Source organism: Cellulomonas sp. B6, from assembly GCF_001462455.1.
GTDB lineage: Bacteria > Actinomycetota > Actinomycetes > Actinomycetales > Cellulomonadaceae > Cellulomonas.
On the sequence record NZ_LNTD01000051.1, the window covers coordinates 14,537 to 32,554 of the forward strand.

Consider the following 18,018-nt stretch of genomic DNA (forward strand, 5'->3'; position numbering starts at 1 on the left):
CGAGGGAGCCGTCAGCGGCGGAAGGCCGCCTCGACGAGCTCCTTCTGCTCCACCGCGTGCTTCTTGGCCGAGCCCGCGGCCGGCGACGCCGACTCGGGCCGCGACACGACGCTCACCGGGCGCTCGACGACCTGCGGCAGGTGCGTCGACACGAACGTCCACGGGCCCTGGTTGCGCGGCTCGTCCTGCACCCAGACCAGCTCGGCACCGTCGAACGGCGCGAGGGCCTCGCGCAGCGCGTCGGGCTCGAGCGGGTAGAGCTGCTCGAGGCGGACGATCGCGGTCTGCTGGTCGCCCGACTGCACGCGGTGCGCGAGCAGGTCCCAGTAGACCTTGCCGGAGCACAGCAGCACGCGCGTGACCTGGTCCGCCTTGGCCGACGCGAGGTCGTCGCCGATCACCGTGCGGAACGTCCCGGACGTGAAGTCCTCGACCGACGACGTCGCGGCCTTGAGCCGCAGCATCGACTTCGGCGTGAACACCACGAGCGGGCGGCGCGGGCGCTGGTACGCCTGACGGCGCAGCAGGTGGAAGTGCGACGCGGGCGTCGAGGGCTGCGCGATCGTCATGTTGTCCTCGGCCGCGAGCTGCAGGAACCGCTCGATGCGCGCCGACGAGTGGTCCGGCCCCTGGCCCTCGTAGCCGTGGGGGAGCAGCAGCACGACCGACGAGCGCTGCGCCCACTTCTGCTCGGCCGACGAGATGAACTCGTCGATGACGGTCTGGGCGCCGTTGACGAAGTCGCCGAACTGCGCCTCCCACAGCACGAGCGCGTCGGGGCGCTCGACCGAGTAGCCGTACTCGAAGCCGAGCGCGGCGTACTCCGACAGCGAGGAGTCGTACACCCAGAACTTCGCCTGGTCGGCCGAGAGGTACAGCAGCGGCGTCCACTCGGCGCCCGTCTCGCGGTCGTGCAGCACCGCGTGACGCTGCACGAAGGTCCCGCGGCGCGAGTCCTGCCCGGCCAGGCGCACGGGCGTGCCCTCGACCAGCAGCGAGCCGAACGCGAGGATCTCGCCGTACCCCCAGTCGACGTTGCCGTCGCGGCTCATCTGCTCGCGCTTCGCGAGCAGCTGCGCGAGCTTGGGGTGCACCGTGAAGCCCTCGGGCGGGCTCACGTGCGCCAGGCCGATGCGCTGCAGCACCGACGCGGGCACGGCGGTCTGCCAGCCGACCATGACGCCCGCGTCCTCGTGCTGCGACTCGGGCCGCTCGAGGCCCGCGACCGTCTCGGTGTCGGCCGTCGGGGGCGTCCAGCCGTCCTCGCGGGTCTCGGCGAAGACCCGCTCGAGCTGCGACTGGTAGTCGCGCAGCACCTGCTCGGCCTCCTCGAGCGTGATGTCGCCGCGCGCGACGAGCGTCTCGGTGTACGCCTTGCGCACCGACCGCTTGGCCTCGATGAGGTTGTACATCAGGGGCTGCGTCATCGAGGGGTCGTCGCCCTCGTTGTGGCCGCGGCGGCGGTAGCAGACCATGTCGATGATGACGTCGCGGTCGAACTGCTCGCGGTACTCGAACGCGAGCTCGGCCACCCGGACGACGGCCTCCGGGTCGTCGCCGTTGACGTGGAAGATCGGGACCTGCAGGCCCTTGGCCACGTCGGTCGCGTACTGCGAGGACCGCGACGACGACGGGCCCGTGGTGAACCCGACCTGGTTGTTGACGATCACGTGGATCGTGCCGCCCGTGCGGTACCCGCGCAGCTGCGCGAGGTTGAGCGTCTCGAACACGACGCCCTGGCCCGCGAACGCGGCGTCGCCGTGGATGAGGATCGGCAGCACCGAGAAGCCGTCGCCACCCAGGTCGATGCGGTCCTGCTTGGCGCGCACGATGCCCTCGAGCACCGGGTCGACCGCCTCGAGGTGCGACGGGTTCGCCGCGAGGTACACGGCGGTCGTGGCGCCCGACTCGGCCGTGAACACGCCCTCGGTGCCCAGGTGGTACTTGACGTCGCCCGAGCCCTGGACCGACTTGGGGTCCTGGTTGCCCTCGAACTCGCTGAAGATCTGCCCGTAGGACTTGCCGGCGATGTTCGCGAGCACGTTGAGGCGCCCGCGGTGCGCCATGCCGATGCCGACCTCGTCGAGGCCGCCGTCGGCCGCGCGCGACAGGATCGCGTCGAGCAGCGGGATGAGCGACTCGCCGCCCTCGAGCGAGAACCGCTTCTGGCCCACGTACTTGGTCTGCAGGAACGTCTCGAACGCCTCGGCGGCGTTGAGGCGGCGCAGGATCCGCAGCTGGTCCTCGCGCGGCGTGCGCGCGTACCCGGACTCCAGGCGCTCCTGCAGCCAGCGGCGCTGCCGCGGGTCCTGCAGGTGCATGTACTCGGCGCCGACGGTGCGGCAGTACGAGTCGCGCAGCAGGCCCAGCACGTCGCGCAGGGTGGCGCGCGTCTTGCCGGTGAACCCGCCCGTCGGGAACGTGCGGTCGAGGTCCCAGAGCGTCAGGCCGTGGTTCTGCACGTCGAGGTCGGGGTGCTTGCGCTGGCGGTACGCGAGCGGGTCGGTGTCCGCCATGAGGTGCCCGCGCGAGCGGTAGGCGTGGATCAGCTCGGCGATCCGGGCGGGCTTGATCGCCTCGGCGTCCGGGTCGTGGCTCGCGTCGCGGACCCAGCGCACGGGCTCGTACGGCACGCGCAGCGCCGCGAACACGCGGTCGTAGAACCCGTCCTCGCCGAGCAGCTTGCGCGACAGGATCCGCAGGAAGTCGCCGGACTGCGCGCCCTGGATGATGCGGTGGTCGTAGGTCGACGTGATCGTCAGGACCTTCGAGACGCCCATGCGGTTGAGCTGCTCGTCGGACGTGCCCGCGAACTCCGCGGGGTAGTCCATCGCACCGACGCCGACGATCGTGCCCTGCCCCTGCATGAGGCGCGGCACCGAGTGCACCGTGCCGATCGTGCCCGGGTTGGTCAGCGACAGCGTCGTGCCCGCGAAGTCGTCGACCGAGAGCTTGTTGTTGCGCGCGCGCCGCACGACGTCCTCGTACGCCGTCCAGAACTGCGCGAAGTCGAGGGTCTCGGCCTTCTTGATCGACGGCACCAGCAGCTGGCGCGTGCCGTCCGGCTTGGCGAGGTCGATCGCGAGGCCGAGGTTGACGTGCGCGGGCTGCAGGACGCCCGGCTTGCCGTCGACCAGCGTGTAGGACGCGTTCATGGCCGGCATCTCGCCGACGGCCTCGACCAGCGCGAAGCCGATGAGGTGCGTGAACGACACCTTGCCGCCACGGCCGCGCGCGAGGTGGTTGTTGATGACGATGCGGTTGTCGACCATGAGCTTGGCCGGGACCGCACGCACCGACGTGGCCGTGGGGACCTCGAGCGAGGACTCCATGTTGGTGACCACGCGTGCCGCCGGGCCGCGCAGCTTCTGGACGTCGTCCACGGGCTGCACGCCGTCCCCGGCCGAGCGGCGCGTGGCGACCTCGGCGTAGGGAGCGGTCGCGGGCTGCGCGGTCGCGACGGGCGACGGGCCGGTCGGCACCTCGGGCCGCGCCGGTGCCGTCGGCGCGCTCGCCGCCGGTGCGTCGGCGGTGGTGGCCGTCGCGGAAGGCGCTGCGGCATCCGCCGCGGGCGCCGCCGCGGCCGGCTCGGCGTCCCCCTGACCCGGCGGCGTCGTCGCCGCGGTCGTCGTCGCACCCGTCGGGGGGGCGGTGCTCGCGTCGCCGTCCGAGTCGGCGGACGACGTCTCGGGCTTGTAGCCCTCGAAGAAGTCCCACCAGGCCGGATCCACCGCGTTGCGGTCCTTCCGGTACTGCTCGTACAGCTCGTCGACGAGCCACTCGTTCGCGCCGAAGTCGGCACGGGGGGAGTCGGACTGCGCGTTCTGCGTCACGCTGGGATCGCCCACTTCCGGTGCGCGGTACCGGACCGCGCCGTCGCCAGTTCTGTTGATGACAACACTACGTGGTCGCCTGGGTCCCAGGCCCCTTGCGGGTGGTGCGCGCCGGTGATCTGCGCAGGCTCTTCACCCCTGTGCCGCACGCGTGTCAACGCCGGTCAAATGCCGGGGCAAGGCGGTCTGCTGGGCACCTCAAGGGCGGGTCGCGGGTGCCGCCGGCAGGCGTACCCGCATCGTGCAGCCCGAGGGCGAGTCGGCGACCTCGACCGTGCCGCCGTGGAGCTCGACGGCCCAGCGCACGATCGCCAGGCCCAGCCCGGTGCCACCCGTCGAGCCCTGACCCGTCAGCGCGGGCGTGTTGCCGCGCACGAACCGCTCGAACACGTGCGCGCGCTGCTCCCGGGCGATGCCCGGGCCGTGGTCGACCACGTCGATCTGGACGTCCTCGCCCACGCGACGCGCGACGACCGTGACCTCGTCGTCCTCCGGGGAGTGCCGCGCCGCGTTCTGCAGCAGGTTCGCGACCACCTGGTGCAGGCGCTCGGGGTCGGCCGGCACCGTGAGGTCGGGCGGCTCGACGTCGACGCCGAACCGCAGCCGCTTGGCCGCACCCACCAGCGAGGCCTCGTCGGTCGCCTCGCCCAGGAGCCGCGCGAGCGGCACGTCCTGCGTGCGCAGCTCCATGGCACCCGCCTCGACGCGCGACAGGTCGAGCAGCGACGAGACGAGCCGCGAGAGCCGCTCGGTCTGCGCGAGCGCGGTCGCCAGCGTCGCGGGGTCGGGCTCGCTCACGCCGTCGACCATGTTCTCCAGCTGCGCCTGCAGGGCCGTCACCGGGGTGCGCAGCTCGTGCGAGACGTTCGCGACGAGCTCGCGCCGGAACGTGTCGAGGTTCTGCAGGTCGTCCGCCATCGTGTTGAACGCCTCGGCGAGCTGCCCGACCTCGTCGCGGCTCGTCGAGCGCACCCGGCGGCTGTAGTCGCCGCCGGCCATCGCGCGCGCCGCCATCGTCATCTCGCGCAGCGGCGACGTCATGCCGCGTGCCAGCAGCTGCGTGACGATGAGCGACAGCACGATCGCCAGCGGCAGCGTGCGGCTCGGCCCGAGCGCCCGGCCGTAGCCCACCCAGATCACGAACGCCGCGAGCGTCACCGTGGAGGCCACCAGGACGCCCAGCTTGATCTTGATGCTGCGCAGCGGGTCCAGCGGACGCACGTCCGGCAGGTGCCAGCGGTCGTCGCCGCGCGCGTGGCGGGCCGGTGGCGACGGGGGGGACGTCACGACGGGGCGTCCGCCGCGGTGCCGTCGTCGTCGGCCGGCTCGAACGCGTAGCCGACGCCGTGCACCGTGCGGATCAGGTCGGGGCCGAGCTTGCGGCGCAGCGCCTTGACGTGCGAGTCGACGGTGCGCGTGCCGCTCGCGTCGACCCAGTCCCACACGTCGGCGAGCAGCCGCTCACGCGTGAGGACCGTGCGCGGCGACGACGCGAGGGTCAGCAGCAGGTCGAACTCGGTGGGCGTCAGGTGCACCTCGGTGTCGCCGCGCAGCACGCGCCGCTGCGCGCTGTCGATCGTCACGTCGCCGATCACGAGCGGCGGGTCGGGCTGCTGCACCGTCGCGAGCTCGGCGGCGCGCGCCGCGCGCTCGGTGCGGCGCAGCAGCACCTTCGTGCGGGCCACGAGCTCGCGCATCGAGAACGGCTTGGTCATGTAGTCGTCGGCGCCGACGCCCAGCCCGACGAGCATGTCCGTCTCGTCGTCGCGCGCCGTGAGCATGAGCACCGGCACCGGGCGCTCGGCCTGGATCTGCCGGCACACCTCGAGGCCGTCGATGCCGGGCAGCATGACGTCGAGCACGACGACGTCGGGCTGCAGCCGCGCGGCGGCGGCGACTCCGGCGTGGCCGTCGCCGACCGACTCGACCGTCCACCCCTCGGCGGCGAGACGGTGCACGATCGCCTGGGCGATGGCGGGTTCGTCCTCCACGACGAGCACCGTGGTGGTGCCCGGGCGCGACACGCTGGTGACCATGGGGCCAGCGTGGCACACCGAGCCGTGAGCGGGCCCGGCGAGCCGCGCCGGCGCGCGGTCTGTCCGTAGGATGTCGCCCACCATGAGCAGCTCGAGTCGCTGCCGGCATCGCGTCCCCCTCGCGCCGCGCGCGGGCGGGCCGTCACGGGGGTCGGGCCCCCGTGCGACGCGAACGGGCCGGCACCTCCTCCTCGTCCCCCCGTCCCCGCGGTCGCCGCGGCGTCCCGCCCTGCCGGCGGGCCGCGTCGCCGACGGCCCCCTGGCTCCGCCCGGGGGTGCACGGTGCTGACCGACTGGCTGCTCGTCGGCCTCGGCGCGCTCCTCACGGCCGGCACGGCGGTGTTCGTCGCCGCCGAGTTCTCGCTCGTCACGCTCGACCCCGGGCTCGTCGAGCAGCAGACGCGTCCCGACGACGCACGCGGCCGCTCGGTCGTGCGTGCGCTGCACCACCTGTCGACGCAGCTGTCCGGCGCGCAGGTCGGCATCACCGTCACCACCGTCCTGCTCGGCTACACGACGCAGCCCGCGGTGGTCCGGCTGCTGGGCGTCCCGCTCGAGGCCGCCGGGCTCACGGGTGCGGCCCTCACGGCGCTCACGGCGGTGCTCGGGCTCGTGCTCGTCAACGGGTTCTCGATGCTGTTCGGCGAGCTCGTCCCCAAGAACTTCGCGATCGCGCGTCCCCTCGGGACCGCGCGCGTGGTCGCGCCGCTGCAGAGCGGGTTCACCTCGGGCCTGCGGCCCGTCATCGCCGCGACCAACGGCACCGCCAACGCGTTGCTGCGGCGCGTCGGCGTCGAGCCGCGCGAGGAGCTGTCCGGCGCACGGTCGCCGGCCGAGCTCGCGTCGCTCGTGCGGCGCTCGGCGGAGCAGGGCACGCTCGACGCGGCCACCGCGACCCTGCTCACCAACTCGATCGACTTCTCGACGCTCACCGCGGTCGACGTCATGACCGACCGCACGCGCCTGGTCGTCGTGCGGCGCGAGGACTCCGCGGCCGACGTCATGACGCTCGCACGCGAGACCGGGCACTCACGGTTCCCCGTGATCGGCGACTCGGTCGACGACGTCGTCGGGTTCGTGCACCTGCGCAAGGCGATGGCCGTGCCGCACGACCGACGCGCCGAGGTGCCGGCCGCCGCGCTCATGGTCGACGCGCCGCGCGTCCCCGAGACCGTGGGGCTCGGACCGCTGCTCGTCGACCTGCGCGCGCAGGGCCTGCAGATGGCGGTCGTCGTCGACGAGTACGGCGGCACGTCCGGCGCCGTCACGCTCGAGGACGTCGTCGAGGAGCTCGTGGGCGAGGTGGCGGACGAGCACGACCGCACGCGCAGCAGCCTCGCGCGGCAGGCCGACGGCTCGTGGGCGCTGCCCGGCGTGCTGCGGCCCGACGAGCTGCACGAGGCGACGGGCCTGCGCGTGCCGGAGGACGGCCCCTGGGAGACCGTCGGCGGGCTGCTCATGGCGCGCCTGGGGCGCATCCCCGCCGAGGGCGACGAGGTCGTCGAGGGGCACGTGCGGCTGGTCGTCGAGCGCATGGACGGGCGGCGCGTGGAGCGCGTGCGCGTCAGCGAGCTCGTGGCCGACACGGCGGGGGAGGGCTGATGGACAGCACGCTCGCCCTCACGCTCGCGGTGGTGCTGCTGGCCGCGAACGCGTTCTTCGTCGGCGCCGAGTTCGCGCTCATGTCGGCCCGACGCTCCTCGATGGAGCCGCTCGCCGAGGCCGGCGACCGCCGCGCGGTCACGGTGCTGTGGGCCATGGAGCACGTGTCGCTCATGCTCGCGGCCGCGCAGCTGGGCATCACGATCTGCTCGACGAGCCTGGGCCTGGTCGCCGAACCGGCGATCGCGCACGCGATCGAGGGGCCGTTGCACGCGCTCGGCGTGCCGGACGGCTTCACGCACCCGATCGCGTTCCTGCTCGCGCTCCTGGTGGTGGTGTACCTGCACGTCGTGCTCGGCGAGATGGTGCCCAAGAACCTCGCGGTGTCCGGCCCCGACCGGGCGGTGCTGCTGTTCGGCCCGCCGCTCGTCTGGGTCGCGCGCGTGCTGCGCCCCGTGATCGTGGCGCTCAACTGGCTCGCCAACCACGTCCTGCGGCTGTTCCGGGTCGAGCCGCGCGACGAGGTCGCGTCGGCGTTCACGGCGCAGGAGGTGCAGTCGATCGTCGAGCGCTCGCAGGCCGAGGGCCTGCTGGCCGACGAGCAGGGGCTGCTGTCGGGCGCGATCGAGTTCTCGGACCGCACCGCCGCCCAGGTCATGGTCGCGGTCGAGGACCTGGTGACGGTCGGCGCGTCGGGCACGCCCGACGACATCGAGCACCTGGTGGCCCGCACGGGGTTCAGCCGGTTCCCGGTGGTGGACGACGACGGGCGGCCCACCGGCTACCTGCACATCAAGGACGTGCTGTACGCCGACGACCAGAGCCGAGCGCTGCCGGTCCCGGCGTGGCGCGTGCGGACGCTCGCCGTCGTCGCCCCGGACGACGAGGTGGAGACCGCGCTGGCCGCGATGCAGCGCTCGGGGTCCCACCTGGCGCGGGTCGACGACGCCGGCCGCACCGCGGGCGTCGTCTTCCTGGAGGACATCCTCGAGGAGCTCGTCGGCGAGGTCCGCGACGCGATGCAGCGGGGGCAGCTGCCCTGACGCCTGCGCCACCCCGCGCGGGGTCGCGCAGGCGTGCTCCCGCGCGTCCACGGCAGCCGTGCGGGACGTCCGGCCCATGCCCCGACCACCCGTGGGTTGTGACATGAGGGGTGAGAGATCGGTGAAGGCGCGGCGTGTCGGACGGTGTGTCGCGAAGAGTGTCCGGATCGCGTCACCCGTGTGACGTGACGGGGTCTTGGAGCCGACGGCCGGGTGCCGTTATGGTTCCGTGACCGCATCGGGGGACCGATGGCATCGGGGACGTCGGAACGGAGGTGTCGTGGGATCCCACCGAGCGGAACCTGCCGCACGTGTGCGCCGTTCCCGCGGCGTCCCCGCCAGCCGCACCCCCGTCGACGCGCTGCCCGTCGAGGCCACGGCCTCCGCCCCGCGGCGGCGCTCGGCCACGATGCTGGGGCGCGGCGGCGTCCTCACCGCGCTCGTCGCAGTGACGGTCGTGGTCCCCGTCTCGCAGGGCATGGCCGACGGGCAGGTCGTCGTCGGCTCCGCGACCGCCGCCGGGGTCGACGGCCCGTCGACCGTCTCGGCGCTGACAGCGCTCCCGCTGTCCGACCTGCCGCCCACGGCGCTGGTCTCGGCCGACGGCACCGCGCGGGTCCGCGACCTCGTCGCCTCGCGCGGCGAGGAGCGCTCCGCCCTTCCCGGCTGCGACGGGTCGGTGCGCCCGTCGGGAGAGAACGGCCTGCTCGCCACCAAGGACCTGTGCACGCTGTGGGACGGCCGCACGCAGATGCGCGCCGACGCGGCGGTCGCGCTCGCGGAGCTCAACGAGGTGCACATCGCCAAGTTCGGCACCGACCTGTGCCTGAGCTCCGGCTACCGCACGCTCGCGCAGCAGAAGGCCGTCAAGGCGGAGAAGGGCGGCCTCGCGGCGACGCCCGGCAAGAGCAACCACGGCTGGGGCCTGGCCGTCGACCTGTGCGGGCTGCAGAACTCGTCGGTCAAGATGGCCTGGATGAACGAGATGGCCGGCACCTTCGGCTGGGAGAACCCGTCGTGGGCCCGCAGGGGCGGGTCCGGCCCGTTCGAGCCGTGGCACTGGGAGTACACCAAGGGCGTCAAGTCCGACGGCGAGTACTACGGCTGACGTCGCTCGCGGCGTCCTGACGCCTGCGTGACCGGTGGCGTGCCGACACCTGCGTGACCGGCGCGCGGTCGTGCCGTGCGCTCGACCCCGACGACCGGGGCGGCGGCCGGCGGGTCCGCCGTGGCGGACCCGCCGACCCGGTGCGCAGCGCCGCTGCGGGCGTGCTCAGCGCAGCTGCAGGCCCCAGCGGACCTCGTGCGTCGCGCCCGGCTCGAGCTCGACCAGCAGGTCGCCCGTGCGGAACGCGTCGGCGACGCACGACATCGGCTCGACCGCGACGCCGCGGCGCTCGATGCCGGGGATGCCGTCGCCCGTGCAGACCTGCCACGCGGGCAGCGTGGCGTCGGCCCACACGGCGACCGTGCGGCCGTCCGAGCCGGCGAGCGTGGCCCACGTGCGGCCCTCGGCGTCGGGCGTGACGTCGACCCACGCGTCGTCGAGCGCGACGCCCGCGAGCGGCTTGCCCTCGCGCAGGTCGTACGGGCCGGCCACGGCCTGCGTGCCGGTGGGCAGCAGACGCTCGTCGACCGTGACGCGGCGCGCGGCGTCGAGCTGCAGCGTGCTGGCGTCGACGCCGCCGGGGCCGGGCGAGAGCCAGGGGTGGAAGCCGACGCCGTACGGCGCGACGTCGTTGCCGAGGTTCGTCGCGGCGACGGTGATCGTCATGCCGTCGTCGGCCAGGCGGTAGGTGACGTCGAGGCGCAGCGGCCAGGGGTAGCCGGGCGTCGGGACCAGCTCGTGGCGCAGCGTCACGGCGTCGTCCGTGGCCTCGACGACGTCGAACCGCGTGTACGCGACGAGGCCGTGCAGCGCGGTGAGGCGCTCGTGCTCGGTCAGCGGCACCTGGTAGGTCGTGTCGCGGAACCGGTACGTCGCGTCGCGCAGCCGGTTCGGCCAGGGGGCCAGGACGGCACCCGAGAAGGCCGGCGCGATCGCGTCGACGTCGAACGGCAGGACGACGTCGCGCTCGCCGACGCGGTACTCGCGGACGCTCGCGGCGACGGACGTGACGACGGCGACCTGGTCACCGTGCCGCAGCACGTGCTGGTCACCCGTGGGAGGAGGAGTGTTCACGCTCACAACCTAGCGGCGGGCGGGCGTCGGGCTGCGGGACCGCCGTCGCGCGTCGGGCATCCGGCGACGCCGTCGGCCGTCCGTGCGTCCGCGCGTCCGCGCGTCCGCGCGTCCGTGCGTCCTGACAGACTGGGGCGGTGAGATCCGCCGGCCTGTCCGCGCTCGTCGACGACGGTGCGTTCCTCGCCCACGAGTCGCAGCTCCACCTGGTGGACGTGCACGGGCTGGAGAGCTGGACCTTCGACCTCGAGATCGGCTCGTTCACGTTCGGCGCCCGGGGGACCCCCGCGGCCACGACGTACGGCGTCGAGCTGCTGGGCAGCGCCGCACCCGGGCCGCGCAGCTGGCTCTGGGGATGGGCCAACCCAGCCGGCTTCCGGAGCGAGGTGCTCCGTGCCGCCACCGCCGCGCGCACCCTCGGTGAGCAGCGCGGCGTCCCCGAGCTCGCGGCGCCCGAGGTGCCGTTCCGCGAGGACGGCCAGGACGAGGACCCGCCCGGCATGCGCCTCGCGTACGAGCTGTCGGTCGCGGCGCGGGTCGCGGCCGGCAGGTGGTTCGCGTACTCGGGCGACGTCGGTGGCGGGACACGTGCGTGGCTGCTCCTCGAAGGGCCCCGGCTCCCCGAGCCGGACCTGGTGCGCACGGTGCGCGTCATCGGCGAGACGGTGCAGGCGGGCGTGCTCGACGACCACCGGCGCGCCCTGGCGAGCTACGCGGCGCTGCGCGGGCTGGAGTGGGACGGCACCGCGCTGCACCTGCCGCAGGGACGCCTGGCGGTCGAGCTGGACGCCCACGGGCGGATATCGGCGCTGTCCGGCACGGCCTGAGCCGCACGGTCGGGTCGGCGCCCGCCGCGGCGCGTCGCCGCGGGTGCTCAGGCCGGGTCGCCACCCGGACGGGTGATCCAGGGTCACCCGTCGGGCCGTGCCTGTGGACGACCGCGCCCGCGGTCGCCCGCGATGCCCTACCGTGACGCCGGAAACGGACGAACCCGACATCGGCGTGCGCCGGTGCAGGTGAGCGGCAGGGGGCTGCATGGACGGGGTGACGATCCTCGAGGGCGAGGTGCGCGAGCTCATCCGACGCCGCGGCGTCGACCCCGTCCGCGACCGCGCCGGCGTCGTCGCGCTCGTGCACGCGGCCATGGCCGACTACGACGAGCGCTCGCTGGTGGGGGCGGTCCCCGCCCTCGGGGACGCGGCGGCCGCGCACAAGGCGGTGGTCGACGCGGTCGCCGGGCTCGGCCCGCTGCAGCGCTACCTCGACGACCCCGAGGTCGAGGAGATCTGGATCAACTCACCGTCGCAGGTGTTCGTGGCGCGGCGGGGCGAGCCCGAGCTCACCACCACGATCCTCACCGACCAGCAGGTGCGCGACCTCGTGGAGCAGATGCTCAAGGTGTCGGGGCGGCGCCTCGACCTGTCGAGCCCGTTCGTCGACGCGTCGCTGCCGGGCGGGGAGCGCCTGCACGCCGTGATCCCCGACGTCACGCGGCGCCACTGGTCGGTGAACATCCGCAAGTACGTCGTGCGGGCCACGAGCCTCGACGACATGGTCGGCCTGGGCTCTCTCACGCCGCAGGCCGCCGCGTTCCTGCAGGCGGCGGTGCGCGTCGGGCTCAACGTGCTGGTCTCGGGCGCCACGCAGGCAGGGAAGACGACGATGCTCAACGCGCTCGCGGGCGCGGTGCCGCCACGCGAGCGGGTCGTCAGCTGCGAGGAGGTCTTCGAGCTGAGGCCGGCGGTGCGCGACTGGGTCGCGATGCAGACGCGGCAGCCGAACCTCGAGGGGACCGGGGAGATCACGCTGCGCCGCCTCGTCAAGGAGGCGCTGCGGATGCGCCCCGACCGCCTGCTCGTGGGCGAGGTGCGCGAGGCGGAGGCGCTCGACCTGCTCATCGCGCTCAACAGCGGGGTGCCGGCCATGTGCACGATCCACGCGAGCTCGGCGCGCGAGGCGCTCACCAAGCTCTGCACCCTCCCGCTGCTGGCCGGGGAGAACATCTCCGACCGCTTCGTGGTGCCCACGGTCGCGTCCTCGGTCGACCTCGTGGTGCACCTGGAGCTCGACGCGCGCGGGCGGCGACGCACGCGCGAGGTCGTCGCCGTCCCCGGGCGCGTCGAGGTCGGCGTCGTGGAGACCGCTGACCTGTTCACGACGCGTGACGGCGTGCTGGTCCGTGGCGACGGGTTCCCCCCGCACGTCGAGCGGTTCGCGCGCGCCGGGGTCGACGTCGCGGCCCTCCTGCGGAGGACGTGAGCGTGGGGGTCGTGGTGGGGCTGCTGCTCGGCGTCGGGCTCGCGTGCGTGTGGTGGTCGTGGTGGCCGCTCGCGGAGGGTCGTGGGCGGCGCGGCGACGGGTGGGCCGCGCGCGTGCAGGACGTCCTCACGCAGGCCGAGGTCACGGGGGTGACGCCCGGCGGGCTCGTCGCCGCGAGCGCGACCGTCGGGCTCGTGCTCGCCGCCGCGTCGTTCCTCCTCGTGCCCGTCCCGGCCGTGACGGCGTGCGTCGCGGTGTTCGCGGCGAGCGCGCCGTGGGCGCTCGTGCGCGGACGTGCGCGGCGCCGGCTCGCGCGGACCCGTGAGCTGTGGCCCGACGTCGTCGACCACCTGGCCTCGGGCGTGCGCGCCGGGCTGTCCCTGCCCGAGGCGGTCGCGCAGCTGGGCGACCGCGGCCCGGCCGAGCTGCGGCTACCGTTCCGAGCGTTCGCCGAGGACTACCGCGCGACCGGACGGTTCGCCGACAGCCTCGACGCCCTCAAGGAGCGTCTCGCCGACCCCGTGGCCGACCGCATCGTGGAGGCGCTGCGGCTCACCCGGGACGTCGGCGGCACGGACCTCGGGCGCCTGCTGCGGACGCTGTCGTCGTTCCTGCGCGACGACCTGCGCACGCGCGGCGAGCTCGAGGCGCGCCAGGGGTGGACGGTCTACGCCGCGCGACTGGCGGTCGCCGCCCCGTGGGTCGTGCTCGCGATGCTCGCGTCGCGCCCCGAGGCGATCCGCGCCTACGACTCGCCCGCCGGGGCCGTCCTGCTGCTCGTCGGTGCGGCGCTCACGGTCGTCGCCTACCGACTGATGCTGCGGGTCGCCCGGCTGCCCGACGACCCGCGGGTGCTGCGATGAGCCCGGGCCTGCTCGGCGCTCTCGTGGGCCTGCTCGCCGGAAGCGGTGCGCTCCTGGTGGTGTCGCGGCTGCGCGCGCGCCGCATCACGCTCGACCAGCGGGTCGGGCCGTACCTGCGAACGCGCGGCACGTCCTCCCTGCTGCGCGTCGACCCCGTGCACGGTCCGTGGGGGACCGTCGAGCGGATCGTCGCGCCGTTCCTGGCCGACGGGGTCCGCGTGGTCGCGCGGCTCGGCTCGTCGGCCCCCGAGCTGCGCCGCCGGCTCCGACGGGCCGGGCGGGCCGACACCGTCGAGCAGTTCCGGGCGCAGCAGGTGGTGGCGGGCGCGCTGGCCGTCGCGGGCGGTCTCCTGCTCGCGATCGTGCTCGCCGCCACGCGTGGTGGAGCCGTCGTGCCGCTGGTGGCGCTCGTGGTGGTCGCGGGCCTGCTCGGGGTGCTCGCACCCGACTGGTGGCTCGGTCAGCAGGTCGGGCGCCGCGAGGCGCGCCTGCTCGCGCAGATGCCGACGGTGACCGAGCTGCTCGCGCTCGCCGTCGGAGCGGGCGAGGGGGCGACGGGTGCCCTCGAGCGAGTCGTGCGCCAGACGCGTGGCGAGCTGTCGGAGGAGCTCGCTCGCACGCTCGCCGACGCACGCGCCGGGACCCCGCTCGCGAGCGCGTTGCAGGGGTTGGCCGACCGGACCGGCCTGCCCGCGCTGGCGCGGTTCGCCGAGGGCGTCGCGGTCGCGGTCGAGCGCGGCTCCCCGTTGGCGGACGTGCTGCGCGCGCAGGCGCAGGACGTCCGCGAGGAGGGCAGGCGCGCACTCATGCAGACCGGCGGGCGCAAGGAGGTGCTCATGATGGTCCCGGTGGTGTTCCTGATCCTCCCGGTCACCGTCCTGTTCGCCGTCTTCCCCAGCGCGGTGGTCCTGCGGGTGGGGCTGTGACCCCGCCCGCCACGCACCCGGAGGCGTCGTCAGGCGTGCTCCGGACGACGACGGAGGTCGACGATGAGGTTCTGGCATCGCACGTGGGGGGCGCTCGCGCAGCGTGTGGACGCGGCAGCGGGGGAGGACCGCGAGCGCGGCGACGTGCCCGGGTGGGTGCTGGTCACGCTGATGACCGCCGGACTGGTCGCCGTGCTGTGGTTCGCGGCCGAGGGAGCCTTGCAGCGGCTCTTCGTCGACGCCGTGAACGGCGTCTCGCCGCGCTCGGGCGGCTGACCGCGCCCGGGAGCATCGCCGCTCGTGGTCGTCCGAGCGCGCCGTGGCGCGACGACCGCGGGTCGGCGGTCGTCGACTTCACGCTGGTCGGCGGGCTCGTCGTGGTGCTGTTCCTGTCGGTGGTGCAGCTCGCGCTCGTCCAGCACGTGCGCAACACCTGCGTCGACGCGGCGGCCGAAGGCGCGCGGTACGCGGCGCACGTCGGGCGCACGCCCGCCGACGGCGCCCAGCGCACGGCCGACCTGCTGCGCGCGTCGCTCGCCGCGTCCTACGCGCAGGACGTGACGGCCGACGAGGTCGAGGTCGACGGGCTCACGCTCGTGCGGGTCACCGTCCGCGTCCCGCTGCCCGTCGTCGGACTGCTCGGGCCGGGCGGCGTCATGGCGCTCGACGGTCACGCGCCCGCGGAGGGGGTGTGAGCGCCCGGTCGTGGCTGCGCCGTGCGCGGCGGGCCGCCGCGCGGCGGTGCGCGGGCGACGACGCGGGCAGCGCGCTGGTCGAGTTCCTCGGCGTCTCGCTCGTGCTCCTGGTGCCGACCGTCTACCTCGTGCTCGTCCTGGGCCGGGTGCAGGCCGCGACGTTCGCCGTCGAGGGCGCCGCCCGCGAGGCCGCCCGGGTCTCCGTCGCCGCGGACGACGCCGAGCAGGGCGCGGCGCGCGCCGTCGCGGCGGTCGGGGTCGCCCTTCGTGACCAGGGCTTCGACGACGACCCGGCGGGAGCCCTCGTGCTGCGGTGCTCCGCCGATCCCTGCCTGACGCCGGGTGCCGAGGTCGCGGCGACGGTCGAGGTGCGGGTGCCGCTGCCGTTCGTGCCGTCCTTCGTGGGCGACGTCGTGCCGCTCGAGGTGCCCGTGAGCGCCGAGCGCGTCGCGCCCGTCGACGCGTACCGGGCGGCGCGGTGAGGAGGCGCGGGTGCGCTCGCCTGCGCGATCGGCTGAGGGACCGGGCGCCGGGCGGCGACGACGAAGGTCAGGTCCTGCTGATCTCGCTCGGCTTCGCCGTCCTCGCGATCGCGCTCGTGCTCGTCGTGGGCGCCGCGACGGGCGTCCACCTCGACCGCAAGCGGCTGCTCGCGACGGCCGACCTCGCGGCGCTCGCGGCGGCGGACGAGGTCGGCGACCGGTACTTCGACGAGGCGACCGGCCGCGAGCCCGCAGGGATCCCGTTGACGGACGCGACCGTGCGGGCCGCGGTCGAGCGGTACCTGAGCGACCACCCCGACCCCGCGGCCCGGTGGGACGGCGTGCGCGTCCTCGAGGCGTCGACGCCCGACGGTCGCACCGCCGTCGTACGGCTCGGGGCCGTCACGCGGCCGCCGCTCGTCACCTGGGTGACCGCGCCCTGGTCGGACGGGATCACGCTCGAGGTCGAGGCGGTCGCGCGGGCGTCCTGAGCCCCGCGGACGGACGTCCCCGTGCCGCGTGCCACGGGAGTGCCTCGCGCCTTGCCGACCTGCGTCCGCCGCGTGACGATCGGAGCACGGTCGAGCGTCGAGGAGGACGCGATGGGCACACACGTGGTGGCGGGGTACGACGGGTCGCCCGAAGGGGTGTCCGCCGTGCGGTGGGCGGCGGTCGCGGCGCAGCGGCTGGGGGCGCCGCTGCGGGTCGTCCACGTGTGGGGGCTGGAGGGCCAGCTCGACGTGCCGCCGCTGCGCACCGCGTCGGCGTACGTCCGGGCCGGTGCGCAGGAGGTCGCCGACGAGGGCGCGCAGGTCGCGCGCGAGCAGTCGCCGGGGCTCGACGTCATGGGCATGCTCGAGGACGGCCAGCCGGCGCGCGCCCTCGTCGAGCACGCGCGAGGCGCGCGGCTGCTCGTGGTGGGGCGGCAGGGGTCCGGGCGGCTGTCGGGCGTGCTGCTGGGCTCGGTCGCGCTCGGTGTGCTGCAGCACGCGCCGGCGCCCGTCGTCGTGGTCCCGCGCACGCAGGTCGCGCCGCACCCGACGGGGCACGTGGTCGTCGGGGTCGACGGGTCGCCCGCGTCGCTCGCAGCGGTCGACGCCGCCGCGACCGGTGCCGCGGCGATCGCGAGCACCACGACGACGCGGCTGAGCGTGGTCGCGTGCTGGCAGGCGCCGCCCCCGAACCGGTCGCTCGCGTCCTGGCTCGCCGAGCAGCCCGACGTCGCGCCCGACGACCTCGCACGGCGGGCCGCGGAGCACGCGCGCGACGCGGCGCTCGCACGCCTGGCCGGGGTCGACGGGCTGCGCGTCGAGGGGGTCGTCGCGCAGGGCCCGGCCGCGCGCGTGCTCGCGCAGCACGCCGAGCGGGCCGACCTGCTCGTCGTCGGGACCCGCGGTCGCGGCGGGCTCGCGGGTCTGGTGCTCGGCTCGGTCAGCCAGTGGCTCGTGGCGCGCGCCCCCTGCCCGGTGCTCGTCGCGCGGGGCGAGGGAGGAGAAGCGAGCGGAGGCGCAGAACGTGAGACGGGCGGTGAGACCAGCAGAGCGGTGTGAGCCCGGTTGCTCTCAGGCCGGTGCCGGCCCCGTGCTGCCCCGCACGACCAGCTCGACCGGCACGACCGCCGTGCCCGCCGAGCCGCCGGGCGCACCGTCGGCGCGGCTGCGCGCGAGCGCGTCGCCCAGCGCCGCCGCAGCGAGCCGGCCCTTGGTGACGAAGTCCTGACGCACCGTCGTGAGCTGCGGCTCGACCGACGTGGCCAGCACGGAGTCGTCGAACCCGACGACGGACAGGTCCGCGGGCACGCGGACCCCCGCGGCGCTCGCTGCCCGCACGAGCGTCGCCGCCAGGAGGTCGGAGAAGCAGACCACCGCGGTGGGACGCCGCGGGCCGGCCAGCAGCAGCTCGGCGCCCCGCGTGGCGTCCGGCGCGAAGTTGTCGCGCACCTCCAGCACGCGGGCGGGCAGGCCCGCCGCGGCCAGCGCCTCGACGGCACCGAGCGTGCGCTCGCGCGCGACGTGGTTGGGGTTGGCGTCGAGCGGGGCGGTGCGCCACCCGGGCTCGGTGCGGCTCGGGTCCATCGTGAGGACCGCGACGTCGCGG

Annotated in this window: 17 protein-coding genes; 12 read left to right on the forward strand and 5 right to left on the reverse strand. The window is 75.0% G+C overall.

Annotation, left to right across the window (positions count from 1 at the left end):
- Positions 1 to 11: 11 nt before the first annotated feature.
- The 3 genes from ATM99_RS03655 to ATM99_RS03665 form a co-directional block, all read right to left on the reverse strand.
- Positions 12 to 3,833: a multifunctional oxoglutarate decarboxylase/oxoglutarate dehydrogenase thiamine pyrophosphate-binding subunit/dihydrolipoyllysine-residue succinyltransferase subunit gene (locus tag ATM99_RS03655; RefSeq protein WP_062101579.1), complete on the reverse strand. Its 3,822-nt coding sequence runs from the start codon at positions 3,831 to 3,833 to the stop codon at positions 12 to 14.
- Positions 3,834 to 4,031: 198 nt separating this feature from the next.
- Positions 4,032 to 5,120, reverse strand: a complete 1,089-nt coding sequence (locus ATM99_RS03660; RefSeq protein WP_062101580.1) for a cell wall metabolism sensor histidine kinase WalK — start codon at positions 5,118 to 5,120, stop codon at positions 4,032 to 4,034.
- The gene (locus tag ATM99_RS03665) at positions 5,117 to 5,869 is read right to left on the reverse strand and encodes a response regulator transcription factor (protein ID WP_062101581.1); all 753 of its coding nucleotides are present in this window, start codon (positions 5,867 to 5,869) and stop codon (positions 5,117 to 5,119) included. Before ATM99_RS03665 ends, ATM99_RS03660 begins: the two co-directional genes overlap by 4 nt.
- A 282-nt stretch (positions 5,870 to 6,151) precedes the next feature.
- Here ATM99_RS03665 and ATM99_RS03670 point away from each other — a divergent pair, with 282 nt between their 5' ends.
- The 3 genes from ATM99_RS03670 to ATM99_RS03680 all read left to right on the forward strand — a co-directional run bounded on the left by ATM99_RS03670 (position 6,152) and on the right by ATM99_RS03680 (position 9,622).
- Complete coding sequence (locus ATM99_RS03670) at positions 6,152 to 7,471, forward strand: hemolysin family protein (protein ID WP_190278763.1); 1,320 nt, start codon at positions 6,152 to 6,154, stop codon at positions 7,469 to 7,471.
- Positions 7,471 to 8,514: a hemolysin family protein gene (locus tag ATM99_RS03675; RefSeq protein ID WP_062101582.1), complete on the forward strand. Its 1,044-nt coding sequence runs from the start codon at positions 7,471 to 7,473 to the stop codon at positions 8,512 to 8,514. Before ATM99_RS03670 ends, ATM99_RS03675 begins: the two co-directional genes overlap by 1 nt.
- Before the next feature lie 313 nt (positions 8,515 to 8,827).
- Positions 8,828 to 9,622 (forward strand): M15 family metallopeptidase, encoded by a 795-nt coding sequence (locus tag ATM99_RS03680; RefSeq protein ID WP_062101583.1) that lies wholly within the window; start codon positions 8,828 to 8,830, stop codon positions 9,620 to 9,622.
- Positions 9,623 to 9,787: 165 nt separating this feature from the next.
- Here the strand turns inward: ATM99_RS03680 and ATM99_RS03685 are convergent, their stop codons facing one another.
- Positions 9,788 to 10,696 carry an aldose 1-epimerase family protein gene (locus ATM99_RS03685; RefSeq protein WP_062101584.1) on the reverse strand — a complete coding sequence of 303 codons (909 nt, stop codon included), beginning with the start codon at positions 10,694 to 10,696 and terminating at the stop codon, positions 9,788 to 9,790.
- Between the two features lie 137 nt (positions 10,697 to 10,833).
- Between ATM99_RS03685 and ATM99_RS03690 the strand changes: the two genes are divergently transcribed.
- The 9 genes from ATM99_RS03690 (at position 10,834) to ATM99_RS03730 (ending at position 17,471) form a co-directional block, all read left to right on the forward strand.
- Positions 10,834 to 11,523, forward strand: a complete 690-nt coding sequence (locus ATM99_RS03690) for a DUF6882 domain-containing protein (protein WP_062101585.1) — start codon at positions 10,834 to 10,836, stop codon at positions 11,521 to 11,523.
- A gap of 208 nt (positions 11,524 to 11,731) precedes the next feature.
- Complete coding sequence (locus tag ATM99_RS03695) at positions 11,732 to 12,955, forward strand: CpaF family protein (RefSeq protein WP_062101586.1); 1,224 nt, start codon at positions 11,732 to 11,734, stop codon at positions 12,953 to 12,955.
- Between the two features lie 2 nt (positions 12,956 to 12,957).
- On the forward strand, positions 12,958 to 13,818 hold the full coding sequence (locus ATM99_RS03700) for a type II secretion system F family protein (protein ID WP_062101587.1): 861 nt from the start codon (positions 12,958 to 12,960) through the stop codon (positions 13,816 to 13,818).
- Positions 13,815 to 14,744, forward strand: a complete 930-nt coding sequence (locus ATM99_RS03705) for a type II secretion system F family protein (RefSeq protein WP_062101588.1) — start codon at positions 13,815 to 13,817, stop codon at positions 14,742 to 14,744. The genes ATM99_RS03700 and ATM99_RS03705 overlap by 4 nt, the downstream gene beginning before the upstream one ends.
- A 63-nt stretch (positions 14,745 to 14,807) precedes the next feature.
- The gene (locus ATM99_RS03710; RefSeq protein WP_062101589.1) at positions 14,808 to 15,020 is read left to right on the forward strand and encodes a hypothetical protein; all 213 of its coding nucleotides are present in this window, start codon (positions 14,808 to 14,810) and stop codon (positions 15,018 to 15,020) included.
- Between the two features lie 14 nt (positions 15,021 to 15,034).
- Positions 15,035 to 15,439, forward strand: a complete 405-nt coding sequence (locus tag ATM99_RS03715) for a TadE/TadG family type IV pilus assembly protein (protein WP_062101594.1) — start codon at positions 15,035 to 15,037, stop codon at positions 15,437 to 15,439.
- Positions 15,436 to 15,921: a pilus assembly protein TadE gene (locus ATM99_RS03720; RefSeq protein WP_082659218.1), complete on the forward strand. Its 486-nt coding sequence runs from the start codon at positions 15,436 to 15,438 to the stop codon at positions 15,919 to 15,921. The genes ATM99_RS03715 and ATM99_RS03720 overlap by 4 nt, the downstream gene beginning before the upstream one ends.
- The gene (locus tag ATM99_RS03725) at positions 15,918 to 16,412 is read left to right on the forward strand and encodes a pilus assembly protein TadG-related protein (RefSeq protein WP_223304790.1); all 495 of its coding nucleotides are present in this window, start codon (positions 15,918 to 15,920) and stop codon (positions 16,410 to 16,412) included. The genes ATM99_RS03720 and ATM99_RS03725 overlap by 4 nt, the downstream gene beginning before the upstream one ends.
- 111 nt (positions 16,413 to 16,523) lie before the next feature.
- Positions 16,524 to 17,471: a universal stress protein gene (locus ATM99_RS03730; protein WP_150118104.1), complete on the forward strand. Its 948-nt coding sequence runs from the start codon at positions 16,524 to 16,526 to the stop codon at positions 17,469 to 17,471.
- A 12-nt stretch (positions 17,472 to 17,483) separates the two neighbouring features.
- On the opposite strand, the gene ATM99_RS03735 is transcribed toward ATM99_RS03730, so the two are convergent.
- Positions 17,484 to 18,018, reverse strand: a 535-nt coding sequence (locus ATM99_RS03735; RefSeq protein ID WP_190278764.1) for a substrate-binding domain-containing protein, incomplete at its 5' end; no start/stop codon positions are given.